The organism is Psychrobacter sp. PG1 (genome assembly GCF_014897815.1).
Classification (GTDB): Bacteria; Pseudomonadota; Gammaproteobacteria; order Pseudomonadales; family Moraxellaceae; genus Psychrobacter.
On sequence record NZ_JABUZG010000084.1, the window covers coordinates 18,744 to 41,251 of the forward strand.

Consider the following 22,508-nt stretch of genomic DNA (forward strand, 5'->3'; position numbering starts at 1 on the left):
ATTAACCTCTTATGTGTCGATGTAGCCACTCGTTAGTGTAGCATAGTACTTGTAAAATATACGCCTATACAGTCACTTCCATAAACAAAAAGGAATTATCATGAACACACAAGCATTGATCGTTGTCGACATTCAAAATGAGTATTTTCCACAAGGTAACTTATCACTTGTAGGTATTAACGAAGCCGCTGATAATGCCGCTTTGGTGATTGCGTCTGCCAGAGAAAAAGGTCATACCGTCATTCATATCCGTCATGAAATGCCTGCTGACGCACCACTCTTTACGCCGGGCAGCGATGGTGTAGAGATTAATGAAAAGGTAAAACCAATAGAGAATGAAGCCGTCATCACTAAGCATTACCCCAATTCGTTCCGTGAAACCAATCTGAAAGAGCTATTGGATAAAGAAGGTATCAAAGAAGTGACTGTGATTGGCGCCATGAGCCACATGTGTGTCGATGCCACCGTTCGTGCGGCAGTAGATTTTGGTTATACAACCACTACGGTTCATGATGCCTGTGCCACGCTTGATCTTGAGTTTAATGGCACAAAAGTACCTGCTGCTCAGGCTCATGCCACTATCATGGCAGCGATTGAGTTTCTATATGGCGAAATGATTGATACTCAAACGTGGATTGCGCGTTAATCCAGAGTTGTTAATCAAATCATGATTTAGTCATGAAATAGACTTTTAAACCCTATTCCGATTAAGAAGGATTTCCTCAATAAGGTAACTATTATGAATATCGTAAAATCACTGACTGGCACCACACTGTTAAGTGGCGTCATGTTGTTAACGGCATGTACCACCTTTGCCAGTCCAGCAGCAAATTCTAACGCGGTAAAACAGACAGCGACCAATACCGTTGAATTTCAGCAAATCCGTAATGCCACAATTAAGCTTGATTATGACGGCACCACGTTTTTAGTGGATCCGATGCTAGCGGTTAAAAACGCTTATCCAGGGTTTGATGGCACAGTAAATAACCAAATACGCTATCCAATGGTAGATCTGCCGATGTCTGTTGACGAAGTGCTTAAGGCTGATGCCATTATTTTGACCCACTTACATGACGATCATTGGGATGAAGCTGCACGTAACCTTGTGCCTCGTGACATGCCAATTTTCACCCAAGATGCAGCCGATGCGGCAATCGTACGTAAAGATGGTTTTACCGATGTCAGAGTATTAACCGAACAAGGCGTTGTGTTTAAAGGCGTTACAATTCATAAAACCATCGGACAGCATGGTACTGATGAGATGTACAAAGTGGCACCATTAGCTGAACTACTGGGCAAAACGATGGGGATTGTATTCCAGAAACCAAACTACAAGACCGTTTATGTCGCAGGGGATACCGTTTGGAATAAGGAAGTGGAAGATGCATTCACTCGCTATAAGCCTGATGCGGTCATCCTTAATACAGGCTATGCGAAGTTAACTACCTTTGTTGATGACTCTATCATTATGGGTAAAGAGGATGTATACCGTGCGTATAAACTCTCTCCTAATGCTCAGATCGTGAGCGTGCACATGGATACGGTCAATCATGCCACCCTCACCAAGGCAGAGCTGCGCCGCTTTATCGAAGAAAAGCACTTAGACAAGCAGCGTGCGCTTGTCCCTAATGATGGTCAAACCTATAAATTCTAGTGCCTGATGGTTGGGTCTTTAAATCTTCCCTGTGTGGCAATACCCAAAGTGTGTTGCTATGCATCGTTAATACGGTAAAAATGAGATCGTTTATGAATATGCCAAATCATTCAGGTAGCGCCCCTTTCGTTCTTTCGGTGCTCGACAATGCCTTCACCGGCGTTGGTCACACGGCAGAGGACACCTTTCAAGAGATGATTGCTCTTGCAAAACTGGCAGATAGTAGAGGCTTTCAGCGGTTTTGGATGTCTGAACATCACGCCATGCCTGGTGCTTCGGTGCCTTCGCCGCAGATGATGGTGGCTCGGCTGACTGGGGAAACTGAGCGAATTAGACTTGGTGCAGGCGGCATCATGCTACCGAATCATGTGCCTTTGGTCATTGCTGAACAATTTGGTATGCTCGATGCGATGGCGCCAGGACGAATTGATCTTGGTTTGGGACGGGCACTGGGTACGGATGGTGCAACGGCTTCCGCTTTGCGTCGGCATAAGGCAGCAAACGATGAATTTCCTCAGCAAGTCGCAGAGTTGTTGGGCTTTTTAGAAAACAGCTTTCCAAAAGACCATCCTTATAGTGAGGTTCATGCGGTGCCAGGTCCGTGGCAAGCTGAGCAAAACCGAGTACCACCATCAAAGACAGCCACTGATGTTTGGATCCTGGGGTCATCGACTTATTCAGCCCACATGGCAGCACAGCTTGGCAGACCATATGCGTTCGCTCTACAGTTTGGTAGTTCTGATGTTTTAAATGCGATGCGCATTTACCGAGAGAATTTCCGTCCTTCAAAAATTCTAGCCAAGCCATACTGCTTAGTCAGCATTGGCGCGATTGCGGACGAAGATCCTGTAGAGGCACGTCGCCAATCAACATCGACTGCCATGGCAATGTTGAGAATGTTTCAGCGCAAGCCTTTTGCTTTACTGCCTCCTGATGAAGTGGCGGCTTTTCAAGGCAATATGCAAGAGCGCCAGATTATTGAACAGTATACCGATCAAACTCTGCATGGCACTGCTGCCGAGGTCGCAAAAGGTTTAGAGAATCTTCAGGAGCAGACAGGTGTCGATGAGATCATGATAGTTGTTCAGGGCTATTCGCGCCGCGCCCAATCGCGTACTGTTGAGCTAATCGCAGATCACTATCGTATGCCAAGTCACTATATCCTGTTGGAAATAACGATTAATGCCTAACCATTAGGCTTGATTGGGCTCGTAAGCTACCCTTGATTCTTAGCTCAGATCAAGGTGCGATTGATCTGCTCATGCACATCTGCCAAATGCATTGCACCGATGTAATGACAGCGACATTCAAAAGACACCAATTCTCATCCAAATTGTAGCCCCTGTGTAGATAATGACTTTTGAGAAAATAGCGCATACAAGTGAAGTTAGCAACCAAGATAAGCCGTGATATAATGACCCGATAATCGATACTTTATAAAAGGTTTACATTATGGCTCGTACAGCTAGCGCATTACACATTTTAGTAAAACACAAAGAACAGGCTGAAGACATTATTGCCAAGCTTCAAAAAGGCGCTAAGTTCGATGTGCTGGCGAAACGACATTCAACCTGCCCATCAGGTAAAAAAGGCGGCAGCTTAGGTGAGTTTCAACAAGGCGACATGGTACCGCCATTTGATAAAATCTGCTTCAGCGGCAAACTTTTCACCCCACATTTAGTAAAAACCAAATTTGGCTGGCATGTGGTCAAAGTACTTTACAGGACATAAGCATTAGGGGCGGAGCTTTCATTATAAGCCGACTGACATATGCCTTAAAAATTATTCTGACTCATACAGGATCTAACATCATGGCAATCACGATTTGAGCTGCCATGATTGACTCATTTATGACCCGAAACGACTTATGATCTAATGTCCGTACCATATCTAAATCTAAATTTGAGTTGAACACACTTTAGTTCCCATAAAAGTGATGATGATAGACAGTTATAAATAGGTTTTGATCATAATAAAGCGTTAAGAACAAAAGGCTGCTACTGCCCTCTCTCCTCTTTTGTATCAACATTAATAATTTTTAAGGCATTAAAAAAGGACACAGCAGCGTCCTTTTTTATTCTAAATCAAGGCTCATATACAGCCTATTCTAATGATGCTCACCAGGAAGTATTCTGGCAAAGGCACGCTGAGCAAGGTTTGGCTTCTTATCGGTAGTCAGTCCAGCGCGGGTGCTTGGGAAAATACGATAACCCATCGACTGAATACCAACATTGATTGCTGGTGCCAGTGAATAAGTAGCTGACGCAAATTTACCCATGTTGCTGGCAATACTGTTTGGTTTATGGACAATCGCTTTGGCAACCATCATCGCGGCTTCATCAGGCATTAACGCAGGCATGTAGCGGTACAACTTAGTAGGCTCAATCATAGGCGTACGCACCAATGGCATAAAAATATTGGTGATCGTCACATTATCGCCTTTCACTTCAGCAGCTAAGCAGCGGCTAAAAGCATCCAATGCCGATTTTGAGGCAACATAAGCGGCAAAACGCGGACTGTTTGCCAATACGCCAATAGAGGAGATATTCACAATTTGACCAGTCTGACGTTCAATCATCGTCGGCAAAACCCCAAGAACTATTTTAACCGCGCCAAAGTAATTGATATCCATAGTACGCTCAAAATCATGGAAACGATCAATAGACTCGTGAACCGAACGCCGAATTGAACGACCAGCGTTATTGACCAAGACATCAACATGTCCGAAATCTGCCAAAATTTGCGTGCTAACTTTTTCGATATCATCCATATTGGTCAAATCACAAGGGTAATAACTGGCATTGCCACCAAGCTCCTCGATACTTTCTTTAACGGCTTTTAGTTTGTCTTCGGTACGTGCTAATAAGATAACATGCGCACCGCATTCACTGAGTAAATACGCTGTACGCTCACCAATACCGCTTGATGCCCCTGTGATAATGACATGCTTATCTTTGACCGCTTTGTTGATTGCTTTTTTTGAGGGATTGGCCATAAAAAATCCTTTTTGTTGTTTCTATGCCTATGAATGTTCGATTACAGCATAGCAAAAAATTATGGCTTAAAGTGAACAAAACCGCCGTCTCAGCCAGATAATTTGACGATTATAAGGATTGATAAACGTATAATCGCAGTACTGCTTAGACTTACGCTTTTCACCGAACATCGATAAGGAGTATCTGTTTTGATTGCAACTCTAGCTCATTACATTGATTTAATTGCTAAGATAGTCGAAATCATAGGTGTACTTATTATGTTTTTTGGACTATTTTTTGCTTTTTATCGAGGGATTCGCCTAACCAGTGGTTTTAATCACGAGACCTATATCGAAATCAGACAAACTGTGGGTAAATCTATTTTGTTAGGATTAGAAGTCCTCATCGCCGCTGATATTATGGCGACTGTCGTCACAGAACCGACGTTACGCAGCGTTTTAGTACTAGGTTTTATCGTACTCATTCGGACTTTTTTGAGCTTGTCACTACAAGTAGAGTTAGAAGGCAAATTTCCTTGGCAAAAAGAAGATACAGTGCTCAAAAAAGAACCACATACCGCTAAAGTGGACGAGCTTTAAAGCTTTTTTTGTCATGTAACAAACGCTTAGCGTGAACCCTCTGCTCACTTACTATCCGTGCGCCTGCAAAAAATCTTCGACCACGCGAAACTGTCCAGCGGTACTTTCTTCGCCATACATTGCTTGGCGAAAAGCATTAGAATTAGGAATGCCTGTGGTATACCAAGCAATGTGCTTGCGAGCGATACGGCAGCCGGAGTACTCACCATAAAAGTCATATAGCTCTTGCAAATGCGCCAATACGATCTCTTTTATCTCATTGACACTGGGTGCATCAAGACTCTCACCAGTGCGTAAGAAATGCTCGATATCGCGGAATATCCATGGTTGTCCTTGGGCAGCACGCCCAATCATCACCGCGTCACAGCCTGTCAACTCATAGACACGCTGGGCTTTTTGCGCACTGTCGATATCGCCATTGGCAATGACGGGAATGTTGATGCTTTCTTTAACTTCGCGTATCAGCTCATAACGCGCCTCGCCAGTGTACATATCCTCGCGCGTGCGCCCATGAATGGCAATCGCTGCAATACCTGCTTGCTCAGCGCGCTTCGCCACACGCAAGATATTCTCACGACCGTTTTCATAACCCAATCGCGTTTTTAAGGTCACGGGGGCATTTACGGCATTTACCGCCGCATCTAGTAAACGGGCAACCAAATCTTCGTCTTGCAACAGTGCAGAACCTGCCAGCCTACGGCAAACTTTTTTGGCAGGGCAGCCCATATTGATATCAATAATTTGCGCGCCATTATCAATCTGATAACGTGCCGCTTCTGCCAATTTATCAGGCTCAGCCCCTGCAATTTGCGCTGAAATAGGCGCAATTTCATTGTCAAAATTGGCACGATACAAGGACTTTTTGCGTGCGTAAAGCGCCGTATCAGCGATAATCATTTCACTCACCGCATGACCAGCGCCAAAGGATTTACATAAACGCCGAAAAGGATTGTCCGTCACGCCCGCCATAGGAGCAACCATGAGGCGGTTTTCAATCGTCAGGCCGCCGATATTCAATGGCTGCAATAAAGGATGATCAGATACTGGTAAAGACGACGGTAAATCAGGAGAATCAGTAGACATAAAAAGCGGCTTGCCATTAATTAAAATAAGATAATAAAAACAAGCCGTTATTCTAAGGAATCGTACGCATATTGCAAGCTATTAACGTGAATAACTTGCATTAAGAAACACTACTTTTTCAACAGTACACCCTTACTTATCAAACACACTGCCCTGCTCTAGTGTGATGTCCTCATCATGCTCCTGCATACGCCACGGCAAACTATCTGGCGACACATTTAAGAAGTGTAGGTATTTTTCGAACTGATCAATAATATCGTTAATCACCGACTCTGATTGATAGCCATATAAATCATAGGTTTGACCACCACGGCGCAAATACACCTCAGCACGATGATGGTGCTCTTGTGGTAATTCATTGGCCATATCTTCCGTATAATAATCAGGAATTTCATGCTCTGACAAACGAACTTCATACCAGAACTCTACATTGTCACCGCGTCTTAATTCCAATACAGCACGGTTATTGACCTCATCATAATTTACATCAGGCAACCAGCCTGTTTCGGCAAACTTCTCTGCCACCTCATGCATCGATGATAAAACCGTACCTTTGATATAACCCAGCACTTTATCTCGCGTTGGTTGATTGGTGATATAGTCAATACGATCACGCCATGCGTCAAGCTTAAGTAGATGCGGCGGCAGATGGTTGTCATTGGCTAGGCTTTGATTGCGATGTCCTTCAATACGTAGCGCGCGCCACATACCAAATGTCGAAATCAATATAATGATCGCAAACGGTAAAGCACTAACGATAGCCGCTGTTTGTAGTGCACTCAGACCACCCGCGATAAGTAGAACTGCCGCGACCGCACCCTCAGTTATCACCCAAAACGAGCGCTGCCACCAAGGCGTATCACTACGTCCACCTGCGGCGAGCGAATCAATCACTAATGACCCTGAATCCGATGACGTCACAAAAAAGGTAATAATTAACAGTACTGTCAATGATGAGACAATCTGTGTAAATGGTAAATTCTCTAGCAATTTAAATAACGCAATTGCTTGGTTGTTTTGCACTTCGCTAATCAGCGCGTCGTAGCCATCAACCATAATCATATGCAGTGCCGTATCGCCAAACACCGAAAACCAAAAGAAGGTAAATAACGTTGGCACTAACATGACGCCCAATACAAACTCACGAATGGTGCGACCGCGACTGATTTTGGCAATGAACAGACCCACAAAAGGCGCCCAAGCAATCGTCCATGCAAAAATAAATAGTGTCCAACTACCAATCCAATCACTCGATTGATACGCTTGCAAGCTAAAAGTACGCTCAACGATATTGCCCAGATAGCTGCCCGTGTTTTCCATAAAAGCATTGAGAATAAAGATCGACGGACCAACGATAAAGACAAATAACATGAGTGCCGTTGCCAATACCATGTTTAGAATAGACAAGCGCTTGACGCCTTTATCCATACCTGCCAGCACGGATACCAAGGCAGCTGCTGTTACTAAGGCAATGATAATAACCTGCACGGTCGTATTAACTGGCACCATCTCTGGTAGCAAATAATTTAGACCTGCGTTAATTTGCGCCACCGACAGACCCAAGCTGGTGGCGATACCGAACATCGTGCCCACGATCGCAAACACATCAACCGTATGTCCGATAGGACCATAGATTTTGTCACCGATTAATGGATATAGCGTTTAATGGATATAGCGTTGAGCGTACCGACAATGGCAAGCCATGACGAAAAGAGAAATACGCCAGCGACAAACCTACTACGCCATAAATCGCCCAAATATGAAAACCCCAATGGAAATAGGCAATTTGCATGGCTTCTTTAGCAGCTTCAATCGTCTGCGGCGTGGAAAGTGGCGGACTGGCAAAATGCAATACGGGCTCTGCTACGCCATAAAACAGCAAGGCTATGCCGTAGCCTGCGGAAAAAAGCATGGCAAACCATTCCAGAAACTTATACTCAGCCTCCGCATGGTCAGGGCCCAATTTAATACTGCCATAAGGCGAAAATGCCAAGGCGATAATAAACATCAAAAATATGGCGACTGCCAACATATAAAACCAGCCGAAAGTGTCGGTGGTAAATGCCAGCACTTTGCTGAACAACTCGCCAGCAGCGTCAGGGTTGATTGCTGTACCGATCACCAATAACAGCATAATCGCTGCTGCTGGTACGAATACAGGCAACAAAATAGTGGAGCGAGGTAATTTACTCATAGAAAGTGATATCCCCAAAAAGTAGCAATGAAAAATAATCTTCGATATAAAGATTAATAATCAGAAGGAGCAGTGCCTTTTTTATAAAAAGTGACTCACAAAGGCGAAAATGCATCAGTTGTTATTAAATAAATACAATTTTTATCACACTATGTTCAAAAACCCCAGACAAGCGCCCAACTTGTAACATGACTTTAACGATTGTTACATGACTATTACCAAGTAATAAAAAAGGCCGCTTGTTAGCGACCTTTTTATTTTGTTCTGGAACAATTTACGTTTTGCTTGTTAATTCGACAGACATCTCGTTTTTTTATTATTAAACAGTAATGGCAGCAGCAAGTTGCTTTGCCATTTCAGCCAGTTCTGTGTGATCAGCTTGGGTCACTGCATGGCGACCGAGCTCATGAATACTCGATGGAATGAGATGTACATGGTAATGAAAAACGGTTTGACCCGCTTCGCTACCATTTAATTGCATCTGAATAATGCCTTCACGCGCAAATACTTGACGCTGTGCTTGCATGACCTTTTTAGCGGTCATTAACACCGCGGCGGCATACTCTGGTTCAAGGTCTGCCAAATCAACGGCTTTTTGCTTAGGAATCACCAGCACATGCCCCTCTGCTTGTGGCATGATATCCATAAAGGCAAGAGTTTTATCATCTTCATAGACTTTGTGATAGGGGATGTCACCGTTTAGCATTTTGGCAAAGATATTGTTATCGTCATACGCGGCTTGCTCATTGGCTTGGGTCATTATTTTTTCCTTTACTTGTTTGATTATTGGTTGCTCGACAGCTTTTAGAAGGGATGGAATAGCCTGTAATATAGTGGACGAAATGTCGTTTAAGCACAAGTTGCTATAGCACTCGTTATTAAAAATTAGCAATACATAAGCTAATCGCGGTAGCTCACTAATTTGGTTGGCGAGTCAGGCGCTTTAAATGTTATATTAACCCTCTACTTTAACAACGCTACGTTTATGGATTCGTCTACTTTGCCGACTCAATCAAATATGAGTAACATTTATACAGAACCTGCTCAAGCAGCGCAAACGTCTATCACAGCTGACTCTGTATTCAATAATGAAAAAGAACCAAGCAGCGCTGAGACTGAAAATGAGACTCAAGCCCCCATTCAAAGCATTGAGCCTAGCGCGCTCATTCTGGCCGAAGCACTGAGCGACAAGACGATTGGTTGGAAAATACACAATTGCAAAATCACTAAAAAGACAGTGACACAGGATTTACCACTACCGTTCTTATATCATTACGACAGTTTAAATGATGCGATTAAGCAAGCAAATCCGCTCACACCTGCCCTACTGTCACAGTTCAATACGCCCATGAGCGCTCGTGAAGCAGCCAAGCTGATTGGTATTAGCGAAGCACTAATCACCAGCCCTTGGCATGTCAAAATCATCGGGTCATTGGTGGTTTTTAGCGAAGCGTTGCAGTTAGCCGTACGCTTGCATTGGACCAATACAGGCAAAGACACCCAACAACTTTATACCCAGAATGAAGCAGACGCTATTACAGCCGCTTTTAAAGATTGGCAGTTTTTTGGTCGCATCGATGTACTCTACAAAAATAATAAGCAAACCTTAATCAGTATAGATGAACAAGCTGAAGGCAATGAGCAACTACTTCGTATTGAAGCAAACGCTGATTATCAATGCTTGCCAGCGACTCATGCGTTAGTGGTTATCGCTAAATTGGAAGCGGACAAAACAGAGCTACCTTGGTTTGAGACGGCGATAGTAGAGCGCGTCGAATAACATCTTGTCTTCCAATTATTTACGATGTTATGACTACTATTGACTTGGCATTATCAATGAATAGTTTTCAGTGATTCATATCTAATGGTATGGTAACGACCTAGTATTATTCACTAGTCCTCGCATTTTATAAAAAGCACACTATCAATATTAAAATTGAGGGTGCACATTTTCACAAACCTCGCCTATTTGTAAGGAATATCACATGGATTATCGCTCAAAAACCTCTACTGGCGGCCGTAATATGGCAGGCGCGCGCGCATTATGGCGTGCGACTGGCATGACTGATGGCGACTTTGGTAAACCAATCATTGCCATTGCCAACTCGTTTACCCAGTTCGTACCCGGCCATGTGCATTTAAAAGACTTGGGGCAACTGGTCGCACGTGAGATTGAACAAGCAGGCGGCGTGGCTAAAGAGTTCAATACCATTGCGGTCGATGATGGTATTGCCATGGGTCATAGCGGTATGTTGTACTCACTGCCAAGTCGCGATTTGATTGCCGACTCTGTAGAATACATGGTCAATGCCCATTGCGCAGATGCCTTAGTTTGTATCTCCAACTGCGATAAAATAACGCCGGGTATGTTGATGGCAGCCATGCGCCTCAATATTCCAGTAGTGTTTATTTCAGGTGGCCCAATGGAAGCGGGCAAAATCTTAGCCAGTACCGTTGGTAAAAGCCATAATACCGATGGTAGTGACAGTAGTGCCATTCGCAAACTTGACCTCGTTGATGCGATGATGGATGCCGCTGATGACAGCATTAGTGATGAAGATGTAGCCGCTATTGAAGCCTCTGCCTGCCCAACTTGTGGTTCGTGCTCTGGTATGTTTACGGCCAACTCAATGAACTGCTTAACCGAAGCGTTGGGCTTGGCATTACCGGGTAATGGCTCGTTACTCGCCACCCACTCGCTACGTCGCGAGTTGTTTTTAGAAGCAGGACGCACCATTGTCTCACTTGCCAAACGTCGCTATGAGCAAGATGATGATTCAGTATTGCCACGCTCCATCGCTAGCAAAGCAGCTTTTGAAAACGCGATGACCTTAGATATCGCAATGGGCGGCTCAACCAATACTATTTTGCATCTGTTAGCGGCTGCTAACGAAGCAGAAGTCGATTTCAAAATGTCAGATATCGATCGTCTAAGTCGCGGTGTACCTTGCCTTGCAAAAGTCGCCCCTGCCTCGCAGAAATACCATATGGAAGATGTGCATCGTGCTGGCGGTGTCTTTGCGTTATTGGCCGAGCTTGATCGTGCTGGATTACTGAAGACTGACGTACCGACCATCCATAGTCCAACGATGAAAGCTGCAATTGATAAGTGGGACATCATGAATCCTGATAATCAAGAGGCTCGCGCACGCTTCCTTGCAGCACCGGGTGGCATACGTACCACTGAGGCATTTTCGCAATCAAAAGAATGGTCAAACCTCGACGTCAACCGTGAGTCAGGTTGCATCCGTAGTGCCCAACATGCCTATTCTACAGATGGTGGTTTAGCAGTATTGTATGGCAATATCGCTGAGCGTGGCTGCGTAGTCAAAACCGCAGGTGTGGATGACAGCATCCTAGTATTTACTGGTCGTGCTCGTCTATTTGAGTCACAAGATGATGCTGTCGCTGCGGTATTGGCTGACGATATCGTTGCAGGCGATGTGGTTATCATTCGCTACGAAGGCCCTAAAGGTGGCCCTGGTATGCAAGAAATGCTGTACCCAACGACTTACCTAAAATCTAAAGGCTTGGGTAAAGAATGCGCCCTACTCACTGATGGTCGTTTCTCTGGTGGTACGTCAGGTTTATCCATTGGTCATGCCAGCCCAGAAGCAGCGGAAGGCGGCGCAATTGGTCTGGTTGAAGAAGGCGATACCATCCATATCGACATTCCTAATCGTACGATTAACATGCAAGTCAGTGATGCCGATTTGGCCACTCGCCGCGAGGCGATGGAAGCTCGTGGCCGCGATGCATGGAAGCCTGTAAGCCGTGATCGTCATGTGACCCCTGCGCTACGTGCCTATGCTGCCATGACTACCAGTGCCGATACCGGTGCGGTACGTGACGTGAGTCAAGTTGAGCGCTGAGCCTTCAATTATTAATCGTTAAAGTATATTGGTAAAAATCTATTAAGCCTGCGCTATGCAGGCTTTTTTTTCACCAAAAAACAACGCATATGTCGTTTTGATAACGATTTTTTGCGGTAATCATTATTTTTTAGCGTCATTATAATGGACTAGTAAATATGGCCTCACTCTAACTTTTTAAGATAAACATAACAGCGTGCACCTACCTTATGATTGAAAACTACAATTTATTTTTATTGGTCTGCGGCATCGCTTTTTTACTGGGGGCGTTGTTCCCCATTATATTTAAGCGCACGCCTATCTCTTTGCCTATGTTGCAGGTCAGCTTTGGACTACTCATGGGGTACTGGTGGACGACCTTATCATTTTTAGACCCTATGAATAACGGCTTAATTATCGAAAAATTAACCGAAATTGTAGTGCTCGTATCCTTGGTTGGTGCTGGTATTAAAATTGATACGAAGCTGTCTTGGCAATTGTGGCGGCCAACCGTGCGTCTGTTGCTTATTACCATGCCGATTGGCATCTTTGCGATGGCGGTACTGGGCTACTATGCATTTGGTCTCAGTCTGGGAGCTGCTATATTGCTGGGCGCAGTACTGGCTCCAACCGATCCCGTATTGGCTTCTAGTATTCAAGTAGGGCCACCCAACACAGGTCGCGAAGACACACCGCGCTTTACTTTGACCTCAGAAGCAGGATTGAATGACGGACTGGCTTTCCCATTTGTTTATTTGGCCATAAAAATAGCGGAAGCCTTTAGCCAAGGCAATCGCTTTACCCTTGAGATGCTCTGGTCATGGTTCACTCATGATGTCTTATGGAAAATTGGTGCTGGGCTGGTGGTTGGGATTGTCGTTGGTAAAATTATGGCCAAGCTGGTATTTTCAAAATATAGCCAAAACACCACTATTTCTCAAGGATATGTGGTCATTGCGCTAACGTTAGTGGCTTATGGACTTGCCGAATTTGTACATAGTTATGGCTTTATCGCCGTATTTATCGCGGCATTTGCCTTTCGCCGCTCAGAACATGAGCACAGCTATCACCACAAGCTCCATGATTTTGCAGAACAATCAGAAGGCTTACTCATGTCTCTAGTGCTGGTCACTTTCGGCATGTTTCTTGGTCAAGGATTGCAGTCGGGTGTTGAGCTGACATGGCGTGTTTACATCGTCAGCTTCACTTTCCTCTTGTTGATACGTCCCATTGGCGGGTTTATTGCTTTATCAGGACTAAACATGGCACACACTGAAAAATATGCCATCTCTGCTTTGGGCATCCGTGGCATTGGTACGCTATACTATTTATCTTATGCACTCAACCAAGGTTTTTTCGGTGATGAAGATGCGCTTAAGCTATGGGTCGTCTGTTCGATTGTCATTTTGGCGTCAATCTTTATTCATGGTCTTAGCGCCACAAGGTTGCTTAAAATGACGCCGAATAAATCACATTAACCTTATCGATAGAGCTATTTAGCGCTTTTAAAGCTCCGAATCGATTAAGTTAAGTACCGCTTCCGTTAGTGCAAACTGACGGACATCATTCAGCATCGTGGTGTCAAAATTATGGATAAAGGCAAATGACAATTGACGCTCTGGGTCACACCAAGCCACTGAACCGTTATAGCCCATATGCCCAAACCCTTGCTTGTTTGCATCAACTTTTTCACTGTCTGTATGCTGACAAAGACTAAATAACCGATGATAACCCAAGCGCCAATCCATGTTTGCTGGCATGACGGCATCTATCCCTGTGACTTGCGGTTTGGATAGTTGCTCAAAAGTGCCGCTATTAATAAATGTGTGTCCTTGCCATGTTCCGCCGTTGGCTAACATCGCATAGATGGTGGCCAATGCCTGAGCTGAAGCGACACCATTTGCTGCTGGAATAATCGCCTGTAGTGTCTCACGACTGTGATAATCGATCGCTTGTTTGCCAGCAGGTATGAGTGCCGCCTTATAATTTTTTAGATTAAGCTGACTGGTATTGAAGTACAAACGATTAATATGAGCCGTGTCTAATATCGGTAAAGTATTTTGCTCATCATCTGAACTTAGGTCTGCCGCTTTGCCATCCATTAAAGCTTGCTGCTGCCAGCAAGCATAACTAGGCAGACTAGCATAAGTACGTAAAGTACTTTGTGAGTCGGCTTTTAGCGTTGGTTTATGACGTTTATTACGCAGTTGTGAGCCAGCCTCATTTGATACTTCGAAGTCTTTGGCGAGTCTTGCTACTTGGTTGACTTTATTCTTTGGTACACCAAAATAGCAACTATCAGCAATATCTAAAGGCTCAGTGAGATAATGGCGCAATGCCTCAGCTAAAGACATTTCAGTAACGGCTTCTATGACCCCGCCCAACACCCAACCATATACCAGAGCACTATAAGCGCTGTCATATAGCTCGCCATGGTCTGGTGCTGTGATTGGCATGGCAGCAACTTTATTGAGCATTTGATCCCAATCAAGCAAAGTTTCGCTATCCACATCAATACTCTGAATTGAGAATAAGTTGGCTTGATGTGACATCACGCTACGTAGCGTAATATCCCCTTTATTCTGTGCAGAAAATGCGGGCCAATAATGGGCAATAGGTTGGTCATAATCAAGCATCTGCTGCGAAACCAATATATGCACAAGCGTCGCCAATACACCTTTACCCGTCGAAAAGTTAATCGCCAAAGTATCAGGCTGCCATGGCATCTCTGGACGTGCCATCCCCACACTCGCCTGTGCAATACATTCTCCTGCCTGATAGACAACCACGGCACCCCCTGCTGGTGCATCATCAAGCTGTAAGTCGGTGAGTATTTGCTGCAAACGTTGTTGCAACGTTATATTTATCTGTTGATCAAAAATCTGCGTGGTTTTATTATTATTGTCGATCATGGCTACCCTGCTCCATTTCTATAAAACAGCTAAACGGTAAAAAACTATTTAGCCCCCAATATTAAGTATTCATATGATAAAAAATACATTATTTGCTAAGGCGTAACTGTTCAATATCTCAATATTAGCAATTTATCTTTTCGTTTGCTTAGGGCGTGTCCTCATTTTTAAAAATAACAACGCACCTTAATAAAAAAGGCAACCTAGTGGTCGCCTCTCAGTCATTCAATGCTGCCCAATAATACGTTGTCATCCTTATGGTCTTAACGCGGTACCAACAGACGATTATGAACTTCTTGCTCAAGCTTCGTTAAACCATGACTGCGCCCACGTTCCATAGCGGTGTCCATTTTACGTCCCCGTAGCCATCCTGCGCGTAGCGCCATTGCGGCACCCACTCTATTGCCTGAGCCACAATGCACTGCCGTTTTTTTGCCATGATGTTGGCGCAATATATTATCAAATGCCAATATATTAAGCTGCTTTAAGTCTGCAGCACCATTAATAGGCAGATGCTCATAGTCCATGCCAGCTCGCTCGACCGCTGCAGCTTCATCAAAGCTCAATTCATCATCTGGCTGTAAGTTAATCACTAACTCAACCCCAGCGTTCGCTAAGGCAACCACTTTTTCGTCATTGAGTGCACCGCATACAATGGTAGTGTCATCAGGACGAAAATAAGGCTCAAGAATAATACTAAGATCAACGCCATTGTCTAAAACGTTATTGCCAGCATTCGATACTGTGTCAATAGCTACTGAATGATTCAGTTGATCTGGGTTTGGTACGGCGGTATGTGAAGTCATAATTATAAATTTGTTCGTTATATTTACTATGGTCAATTCCAGTTAAAATAAGTACAAAGCAACCGCGTGTCGATGTATAAGCAATACTTCAAGCGAGGTTAACGCTATCACTTTTCTATCAAGAATCGACCATATTGAGATATTTTTTAGTTAAATGACATTTGTTCTACTGGCTTTTATTCATTGCCACTCTGTAATTTAACCGTACCTGCCAAATGTGGCTTGTCATTTTTAGAACTAAATAAGCCAAACTCACAGGTATCGTCTGTGTCTTTAAGTGCAGCCACCGGATCAGCGATAAGCTCTACTTCGGCTGGCAAAAAGATAGGCAGTTTAAATGACACCTCAACCGTACAAGCATCCGGCAACTCGTCCATCATAGCAAGGCATTTGGCCTTTGACCACATGCCGTGAGCAATCGCTTTAGGAAAGCCAAACGCACGCGCAGATAATGGATGGAGATGAATGAGGTTAAAGTCACCTGAAACAAAAGCATAACGACGACCGATATCTTCTGGCACTTCAAAGATACTATGCACGCCTTCTGGGTTGACTAATGGCTTGACCGTTATTGGACGTGGAGTGCTTTTTTTGTCTTTGCTGCTGATGGGTTTTTTGCTGCGTGACAGATACGTCGAAGTACCTTCCCAAATCACCTTATCTTCTGACTTGACCGTCGTCACAAAATCAAACTGCTGACCCTGAGCATGGTCACGCAAATTATCAAAGGTAACTGACATAGCAACCGTTTCACGCTCACCGATAGGACGATACTGAGTCACACTATTATCGACGTGCACTAGACCCAACATAGCAAATGGAAATGGCTCTTTGACCATCATATTCATTTGCAGCGTCTGAGACAGCACTGAAAAGTAAGTAATAGGTACTTTGCCATTATCTGCAAAACCACAAATTTTACGATAATCGTTTAAGTTACTTTGGTCAATGTGCAAATCGTCCACATAGTAAGTCGCTTGCGGCAATTGGTCTTTACTGATTTTGCCGTTATTACCAATAGGCAATAAACTTTTAACGATATTGGCATAGGTCGTATGCGCTTTCGGCAACGCATCATAATGTTTGTCTGACATAATAAATCCTAAGTGGGGCTTGAGCAAATTTTCTTGGTGTATCTAAAGATGCTATGACATTATTGGTTACAGCCTATCATTGAGCAATGCCACCAGTATTATGCCTAAATTAGGCACAATTCATAGGCGTGGTTTTAGACAATGTAAGCAACTCTCACAGCAAAAAACAATTTGGCTACTGGTTCTCTGTGTTTTTATCATAAAAAAGCCACCCTTGGGCAGCTTTATTACGATTTATGAGCAATTTTTTCGTAAGCATATGTGAGGAAAATTAAAAATACTGATTAATATCAGCTATTTACCATTATCTAAATCATCATTTATACTTACTTATAATTGACACTTACTTATAAAGTGATATTAAGCACCCAATAAGCTTTGACCACAAACGCGAACAATGTTGCCATTTAAGCCACCAGAAGCAGGTGATGCAAACCATGCGATGGTCTCAGCCACGTCTACTGGCAAGCCGCCTTGGCTCATAGAGTTCATACGGCGCCCCGCTTCACGAATAGCAAATGGAATAGCTTCGGTCATTTGCGTTTCAATAAACCCTGGAGCAACAGCGTTGATCGTCATGCCTTTGGCGTTACCTTCTAACTGCTTGGCAGTGGCATTAACCAAACCAATCACCCCTGCTTTAGAGGTGGCATAGTTGGTTTGACCCAAGTTGCCAGCGATACCTGAAATTGATGACACACAAACGATACGTGCATTGTCTTTTAATACGTCGTTGTCTAGTAAATAGCGGTTCAGCCTAGCAATACTACCTAGGTTAATATCGATAACCATGTCCCACTTTTTCTCGTCCATGTTTGCCAATGTCTTATCACGAGTGACGCCAGCATTATGGATGATTGAATCTAATCCGCCACGCTTTTGTGCAGCTTCGGCGATTTGTTTGCCAGCGTCATCACTGGTGATGTCGACGGTCAATACTGAGCCACTAATTTCGCTAGCGACTTTTTGTAGGTCTGCTTGCTGCTGCGGTACATCAAGGCAGATAACGTGAGCGCCTTCGCGAGCCAAAACGCGAGCAATTGCTTCACCAATACCGCGGCTTGCGCCAGTTACCAGCATGGTTTTACCGCCAAGAGGCTGCGTCCAATCGACATCAACATTGCTACCCTTACTAACGCGTACGACTTGTCCTGAGACATAAGCTGAACGAGCGGAGGTGAAAAAGCGTAAAGTCGAATCTAGGTTTTGCTCTGCGCCATCTTCCACATAAATAAGCTGTGCCGTAATACCGCGTTTGAACTCTTTACCGACAGACTTCACAAAGCCTTCAAGCGCGCGCTGAGCCAAAGCTGTATCAATGTCAGAGATATTTTCTGGTGGGCGACCAATAATAATGACGCGACCAGACTTTTCTACACGACGAGCCACAGTATGGAAGAACTCATACACTTCTTTTAATTGATCGGCATTGCTAATATTACTGGCATCAAACAATAAAACTTTAAATTTATCATCGCCGCCCGTATTGGCTTTTGCTTCAACGCCTGCATCAGCAAGGGCATCTTTGATATCATCACTGCTGTTTACATAAACATCAGCATGTACGTCTGACAAAATTCGCGCCACAGACTCACTGACGCTTTTATCATCGCCATTAGCACGACCAACCAATACGCTACCACGTACTAAAGGCTCACCGCTTTCGAAGCGATCAAGGGTAACAGGTAACGGTAAACCCAAATTTTTGGCCACTTTTTTGCCAATAGAAGACTGAACAAAATCACCATAACGGTCTGACATAATATAATCCCTATAACGAACGGTTAGAATAATAGTAATAAATGTAATGTGCCTATTATATAGACTCAATAACCTCATAATTATTGATATTTAGTAAATGAGTCTAAAGCTGGCCTAACTATACACTGCCATCTTAAACAAGTCCAAAAACCGATAATGTCTACAACAATCTGTAAACAAGTCAGTATACAAGACGGTCACTTTTTCTGGATTTAAAAATCACCACATTGTGCTAAAATCAGACCTATAAGTTATAGCAAATGCAATTATCGATAACAATATATTATCAAATCTATCGTTATGCAATGCCAATAATCGATACTAGCCAGTCTACGAAAGTCATATTGATGTCTTTCAAAGCTAATACCGACCTTAGATAAGCGTCACATAGTTTGCCAAAGATATACAGTAAGGTCGTAAAAACGTCTTATCATAAACAGTTATGCGGCGTAATAAGTGATAATATTTGCTTCTTGTTTATTTTCTATTGTTGAATTTTTTAATGTAATCATTTTTATTATTAGCTTTACTATTGTTACCCTCTTTTCTTCTGCCCGTATTTTTTAAGGATAATATTATGAGTAATAAAAACAATCACTCTGATAGCCCTGTTGTTGAAAGCACAGTGGTAAAAGCCAGTGCGTCAAAATCTACTGATAATAAATCAGACAGCGCCAAAACAGAAACGGCTGTTAAAAAAGCTAAAAGCACGACAGCTACAGACACGTCTAATAAAGAGTCTTCTAGTAATAAAGAGTCTTCCAGCACCACAGAAGTGAATGATAAATCACCAGCTTCTACTACGAAAAAGCCAGCATCTGCTGCCAAAAAACCCAGCAAAACCAAAGCCGTTGCTGGTCAAAATCGCGTGGCTATCGTAGGTGGTAACCGTATTCCATTTGCACGCTCGAACGGTTCATACGCTGACGTTAGCAACACCGACATGTTGACAGCTGCATTAGATGGCTTGATTGAACGCTATAACCTACAAGACGAAGTGTTGGGTGAAGTGGTATCTGGTGCCGTCATGAAACTAAGCCGTGACATCAACCTAACTCGCGAAGCCACGCTTAACACAGCGCTCAACCCACATACGCCAACTTACGATATCTCACAAGCTTGCGGTACTGGCTTGCAAGCGACTTTTGCTTCTGCCAATAAAATCGCACTGGGTCTTATCGATTCAGCAATTACTGGCGGCGTAGACACGACCTCTGATGCACCGATCGCGATTGGTGATGGTCTACGTAAAGTACTGATCAAACTGGGCGCGGCTAAAGACAACAAACAACGCCTAAAAGCGTTAATGGGTCTAAATCCAAAAGACTTAATCGATTCGCCACAAAATGGTGAGCCACGTACTGGCCTATCAATGGGCGATCATCAAGCCATCACCACACTTGAGTGGAATATCAGCCGCGAAGCACAAGATGAGCTTGCTTTTAACAGTCATCAAAACCTAGCGCGCGCTTATGATGAAGGGTTCTTTGATGACCTTATTACTCCATACAAAGGTCTGACGCGCGATAACAACTTGCGCCCTGATACTACTTTGGAAAAACTGGCTAAATTAAAGCCTGTGTTTGGTAAAAAGAACGCCAATCCAACGATGACAGCAGCCAACTCTACCCCATTAACGGATGGTGCCTCTTGTGTCCTATTAGGAACCGATGAGTGGGCAAAAGAGCGTGGTCTTAAGCCATTGGCGTATATCGTTCATCAAGAAACGGCCGCCGTTGATTTCATTGGTAAATCTGGCACCACAGAAGGCCTATTAATGGCACCTGCTTATGCCGTACCGCGTATGCTTGAGCGTGCAGGTCTAACACTACAAGATTTCGATTTTTATGAAATCCATGAAGCCTTTGCATCACAAGTGTTATCAACACTAGCTGCTTGGGAAGATGAAAAGTTCTGTGAAGAGCGTCTAGGACTAGATGCACCACTAGGCTCTATCGATCGTAGCAAGCTAAACGTGAATGGCTCGTCGTTAGCTGCGGGTCATCCATTTGCCGCAACGGGCGGTCGTATCCTAGCCACTGCAGCGAAGCTATTGGATCAAAAAGGCTCAGGTCGTGCACTAATCTCTATCTGTGCAGCTGGTGGTCAGGGCGTGACTTGTATTTTAGAGAAATAACTCTTTGACTGCTATTATTTGATTGCTATTACCAGTCAATAGTTAGCATGAATATTTTAAAGCACTCTTTAATCGATGGATTAGAGAGTGCTTTTTTATACCCATTCACTATTCAAAACTGGATATTAGTCACGGTCTTGCTAACAACACAATAATGAAACGTAGCCAACGCATAGCTCTATCGGTAGTTATGCTAAAGTAAGAGGATAACCAATAAAAATCATAACAACACTGATTAGGAGTTTTTTATGGGTAAGATACCTTCGTCCATCAATCCCAAATCCCTTACGCCACAAGAGCGTCAGGAACTTAGCTCACCTGAGCAACACAGTTTTATCGAGCGTATGGATAAGGAGGTTTTTAATGATCAGTTGCCTCGTAAGATGCACGAAGACCTCATCGATACTTATGATGAAGAGTTAGAAAACGAGATAGATGATTATGTGCGTGACTTTCGTTTTGATGGGCGCGAAATGAGTGAGCAAGAAAGACTTGATCGTCGTATGTACTTTCAAGAGTTGGTAAGGCTACAGCGCGAGCTTATTAAGTTGCAAGACTGGGTCGTTGATCGCGGTGAGCGTATCGTCGTCATATTTGAGGGTCGTGATTCGGCGGGTAAAGGTGGCGCTATCAAGCGTATCACGCAGCGCTTAAACCCTCGTGTGTGTCGAGTGGCTGCCCTACCTGCACCGACGGAACGTGAGCAATCACAATGGTATTTTCAGCGTTATGTTGCCCATTTACCTGCTGCTGGTGAAATTGTTCTGTTTGACCGCAGTTGGTATAACCGTGTGGGGGTTGAGCGTGTGATGGGTTTTTGTACCGATGCACAGTATGAAGAATTTTTTCAGTCAGTACCTGAGTTTGAACGTATGCTAGTACGCTCAGGTATTCGCCTGGTGAAGTACTGGTTTTCGATCACTGATGATGAGCAGCATTCACGCTTTATGAGCCGTATTCATGACCCGCTCAAGCAATGGAAGCTCTCAGCCATGGACTTACAGTCACGCCGCCGTTGGGAAGACTATACTAAGGCTAAAGAGACCATGTTTGAGCGAACGCATATCCCTGAAGCACCTTGGTGGGTGGTTGAAGGTAACAATAAAAAACGCGCAAGGCTAAACTGTATTGCTCATCTACTCGAACAAATTCCTTATAAGGAAGTGCCACGTGATGAGGTAGAATTACCCGATCGTAAACGTGATGACGAATACTACCGTGAGCCTATTCCAGATGATATGTATGTGCCACCGCGCTATTAAAAGATATGCTGGCTTTACGTAGGCCGTGTCCTCAATTTAATCGATTGTCCTCTAAATGGGCTAAAAATGGCTACATTTTGCCAAGAATCGTCAAATAACTTATTGATATCTCGATATTATTTGCATTACCTTCATTGTTTGACGGCAATTTTTATCACCATTTTTAAAATGAAGACACGC

General features: G+C 43.8%; 18 protein-coding genes and 1 pseudogene. 10 read left to right on the plus strand and 9 right to left on the minus strand.

Features of this window, described 5'->3' with window-relative positions:
• The first annotated feature begins 100 nt into the window (after positions 1 to 100).
• The 4 genes from INT03_RS13305 (at position 101) to INT03_RS13320 (ending at position 3,385) form a co-directional block, all read left to right on the plus strand.
• Positions 101 to 646 (plus strand): cysteine hydrolase family protein, encoded by a 546-nt coding sequence (locus tag INT03_RS13305; RefSeq protein WP_193009316.1) that lies wholly within the window; start codon positions 101 to 103, stop codon positions 644 to 646.
• A gap of 93 nt (positions 647 to 739) precedes the next feature.
• Positions 740 to 1,654, plus strand: a complete 915-nt coding sequence (locus INT03_RS13310; protein WP_193009317.1) for an MBL fold metallo-hydrolase — start codon at positions 740 to 742, stop codon at positions 1,652 to 1,654.
• Positions 1,655 to 1,746: 92 nt separating this feature from the next.
• On the plus strand, positions 1,747 to 2,844 hold the full coding sequence (locus INT03_RS13315; RefSeq protein ID WP_193009318.1) for an LLM class flavin-dependent oxidoreductase: 1,098 nt from the start codon (positions 1,747 to 1,749) through the stop codon (positions 2,842 to 2,844).
• A gap of 262 nt (positions 2,845 to 3,106) precedes the next feature.
• A complete protein-coding gene (locus INT03_RS13320) occupies positions 3,107 to 3,385 on the plus strand; it encodes a peptidylprolyl isomerase (RefSeq protein WP_045446094.1) in 279 nt (92 codons plus the stop codon).
• A gap of 61 nt (positions 3,386 to 3,446) precedes the next feature.
• Here INT03_RS13320 and INT03_RS15045 read toward each other — a convergent pair whose 3' ends face one another.
• Entirely contained in the window at positions 3,447 to 3,569 is a 123-nt protein-coding gene (locus tag INT03_RS15045) for a hypothetical protein (protein WP_264298288.1), read from the minus strand.
• A 192-nt stretch (positions 3,570 to 3,761) separates the two neighbouring features.
• Positions 3,762 to 4,649, minus strand: a complete 888-nt coding sequence (locus tag INT03_RS13325; RefSeq protein ID WP_193009319.1) for an SDR family NAD(P)-dependent oxidoreductase — start codon at positions 4,647 to 4,649, stop codon at positions 3,762 to 3,764.
• Between the two features lie 189 nt (positions 4,650 to 4,838).
• On the opposite strand from INT03_RS13325, the gene INT03_RS13330 reads away from it, so the two are divergent.
• Positions 4,839 to 5,228 (plus strand): DUF1622 domain-containing protein, encoded by a 390-nt coding sequence (locus INT03_RS13330; protein ID WP_226950198.1) that lies wholly within the window; start codon positions 4,839 to 4,841, stop codon positions 5,226 to 5,228.
• A 51-nt stretch (positions 5,229 to 5,279) separates the two neighbouring features.
• Here the strand turns inward: INT03_RS13330 and dusB are convergent, their stop codons facing one another.
• The 3 genes and pseudogenes from dusB to INT03_RS13345 form a co-directional block, all read right to left on the minus strand.
• Positions 5,280 to 6,311, minus strand: a complete 1,032-nt coding sequence (gene dusB / locus INT03_RS13335; RefSeq protein ID WP_193009320.1) for a tRNA dihydrouridine synthase DusB — start codon at positions 6,309 to 6,311, stop codon at positions 5,280 to 5,282.
• 132 nt (positions 6,312 to 6,443) lie between these two features.
• Positions 6,444 to 8,505, minus strand: a pseudogene (locus tag INT03_RS13340) (BCCT family transporter).
• Positions 8,506 to 8,824: 319 nt separating this feature from the next.
• Positions 8,825 to 9,265: an HIT family protein gene (locus tag INT03_RS13345; protein ID WP_193009321.1), complete on the minus strand. Its 441-nt coding sequence runs from the start codon at positions 9,263 to 9,265 to the stop codon at positions 8,825 to 8,827.
• A 225-nt stretch (positions 9,266 to 9,490) separates the two neighbouring features.
• Here INT03_RS13345 and INT03_RS13350 point away from each other — a divergent pair, with 225 nt between their 5' ends.
• The 3 genes from INT03_RS13350 (at position 9,491) to INT03_RS13360 (ending at position 13,834) form a co-directional block, all read left to right on the plus strand.
• Positions 9,491 to 10,285 carry a hypothetical protein gene (locus tag INT03_RS13350; RefSeq protein ID WP_193009322.1) on the plus strand — a complete coding sequence of 265 codons (795 nt, stop codon included), beginning with the start codon at positions 9,491 to 9,493 and terminating at the stop codon, positions 10,283 to 10,285.
• Between the two features lie 205 nt (positions 10,286 to 10,490).
• Positions 10,491 to 12,377 carry a dihydroxy-acid dehydratase gene (ilvD, locus tag INT03_RS13355; protein ID WP_193009323.1) on the plus strand — a complete coding sequence of 629 codons (1,887 nt, stop codon included), beginning with the start codon at positions 10,491 to 10,493 and terminating at the stop codon, positions 12,375 to 12,377.
• Between the two features lie 209 nt (positions 12,378 to 12,586).
• Complete coding sequence (locus tag INT03_RS13360) at positions 12,587 to 13,834, plus strand: cation:proton antiporter (protein WP_193009324.1); 1,248 nt, start codon at positions 12,587 to 12,589, stop codon at positions 13,832 to 13,834.
• A 27-nt stretch (positions 13,835 to 13,861) separates the two neighbouring features.
• On the opposite strand, the gene INT03_RS13365 is transcribed toward INT03_RS13360, so the two are convergent.
• The 4 genes from INT03_RS13365 to INT03_RS13380 all read right to left on the minus strand — a co-directional run bounded on the left by INT03_RS13365 (position 13,862) and on the right by INT03_RS13380 (position 18,929).
• The gene (locus INT03_RS13365) at positions 13,862 to 15,268 is read right to left on the minus strand and encodes a serine hydrolase domain-containing protein (RefSeq protein WP_193009325.1); all 1,407 of its coding nucleotides are present in this window, start codon (positions 15,266 to 15,268) and stop codon (positions 13,862 to 13,864) included.
• A gap of 263 nt (positions 15,269 to 15,531) precedes the next feature.
• On the minus strand, positions 15,532 to 16,074 hold the full coding sequence (locus INT03_RS13370; RefSeq protein WP_193009326.1) for a beta-lactamase hydrolase domain-containing protein: 543 nt from the start codon (positions 16,072 to 16,074) through the stop codon (positions 15,532 to 15,534).
• A 176-nt stretch (positions 16,075 to 16,250) separates the two neighbouring features.
• Positions 16,251 to 17,168, minus strand: coding sequence for a MaoC family dehydratase (locus INT03_RS13375; RefSeq protein WP_193009327.1), 918 nt, complete (start codon positions 17,166 to 17,168; stop codon positions 16,251 to 16,253).
• Positions 17,169 to 17,528: 360 nt separating this feature from the next.
• On the minus strand, positions 17,529 to 18,929 hold the full coding sequence (locus tag INT03_RS13380; protein WP_193009328.1) for a 3-oxoacyl-ACP reductase: 1,401 nt from the start codon (positions 18,927 to 18,929) through the stop codon (positions 17,529 to 17,531).
• Positions 18,930 to 19,506: 577 nt separating this feature from the next.
• Between INT03_RS13380 and INT03_RS13385 the strand changes: the two genes are divergently transcribed.
• Entirely contained in the window at positions 19,507 to 21,066 is a 1,560-nt protein-coding gene (locus tag INT03_RS13385) for an acetyl-CoA C-acetyltransferase (protein WP_193009329.1), read from the plus strand.
• Positions 21,067 to 21,314: 248 nt separating this feature from the next.
• The gene (gene ppk2 / locus INT03_RS13390) at positions 21,315 to 22,328 is read left to right on the plus strand and encodes a polyphosphate kinase 2 (RefSeq protein ID WP_264298290.1); all 1,014 of its coding nucleotides are present in this window, start codon (positions 21,315 to 21,317) and stop codon (positions 22,326 to 22,328) included.
• Positions 22,329 to 22,508: the final 180 nt, after the last annotated feature.

What these genes read in the sequence shown, in the direction of transcription:
- INT03_RS13305 (WP_193009316.1), top strand. Translation starts at nt 101, where the DNA reads ATGAACACACAAGCATTGATCGTTGTCGACATTCAAAATGAGTATTTT.
- INT03_RS13310 (WP_193009317.1), top strand. Translation starts at nt 740, where the DNA reads ATGAATATCGTAAAATCACTGACTGGCACCACACTGTTAAGTGGCGTC.
- INT03_RS13315 (WP_193009318.1), top strand. Translation starts at nt 1,747, where the DNA reads ATGAATATGCCAAATCATTCAGGTAGCGCCCCTTTCGTTCTTTCGGTG.
- INT03_RS13320 (WP_045446094.1), top strand. Translation starts at nt 3,107, where the DNA reads ATGGCTCGTACAGCTAGCGCATTACACATTTTAGTAAAACACAAAGAA.
- INT03_RS13325 (WP_193009319.1), bottom strand. Translation starts at nt 4,649, where the DNA reads ATGGCCAATCCCTCAAAAAAAGCAATCAACAAAGCGGTCAAAGATAAG.
- dusB (WP_193009320.1), bottom strand. Translation starts at nt 6,311, where the DNA reads ATGTCTACTGATTCTCCTGATTTACCGTCGTCTTTACCAGTATCTGAT.
- INT03_RS13345 (WP_193009321.1), bottom strand. Translation starts at nt 9,265, where the DNA reads ATGACCCAAGCCAATGAGCAAGCCGCGTATGACGATAACAATATCTTT.
- INT03_RS13350 (WP_193009322.1), top strand. Translation starts at nt 9,491, where the DNA reads ATGGATTCGTCTACTTTGCCGACTCAATCAAATATGAGTAACATTTAT.
- ilvD (WP_193009323.1), top strand. Translation starts at nt 10,491, where the DNA reads ATGGATTATCGCTCAAAAACCTCTACTGGCGGCCGTAATATGGCAGGC.
- INT03_RS13360 (WP_193009324.1), top strand. Translation starts at nt 12,587, where the DNA reads ATGATTGAAAACTACAATTTATTTTTATTGGTCTGCGGCATCGCTTTT.
- INT03_RS13365 (WP_193009325.1), bottom strand. Translation starts at nt 15,268, where the DNA reads ATGATCGACAATAATAATAAAACCACGCAGATTTTTGATCAACAGATA.
- INT03_RS13370 (WP_193009326.1), bottom strand. Translation starts at nt 16,074, where the DNA reads ATGACTTCACATACCGCCGTACCAAACCCAGATCAACTGAATCATTCA.
- INT03_RS13375 (WP_193009327.1), bottom strand. Translation starts at nt 17,168, where the DNA reads ATGTCAGACAAACATTATGATGCGTTGCCGAAAGCGCATACGACCTAT.
- INT03_RS13380 (WP_193009328.1), bottom strand. Translation starts at nt 18,929, where the DNA reads ATGTCAGACCGTTATGGTGATTTTGTTCAGTCTTCTATTGGCAAAAAA.
- INT03_RS13385 (WP_193009329.1), top strand. Translation starts at nt 19,507, where the DNA reads ATGAGTAATAAAAACAATCACTCTGATAGCCCTGTTGTTGAAAGCACA.
- ppk2 (WP_264298290.1), top strand. Translation starts at nt 21,315, where the DNA reads ATGGGTAAGATACCTTCGTCCATCAATCCCAAATCCCTTACGCCACAA.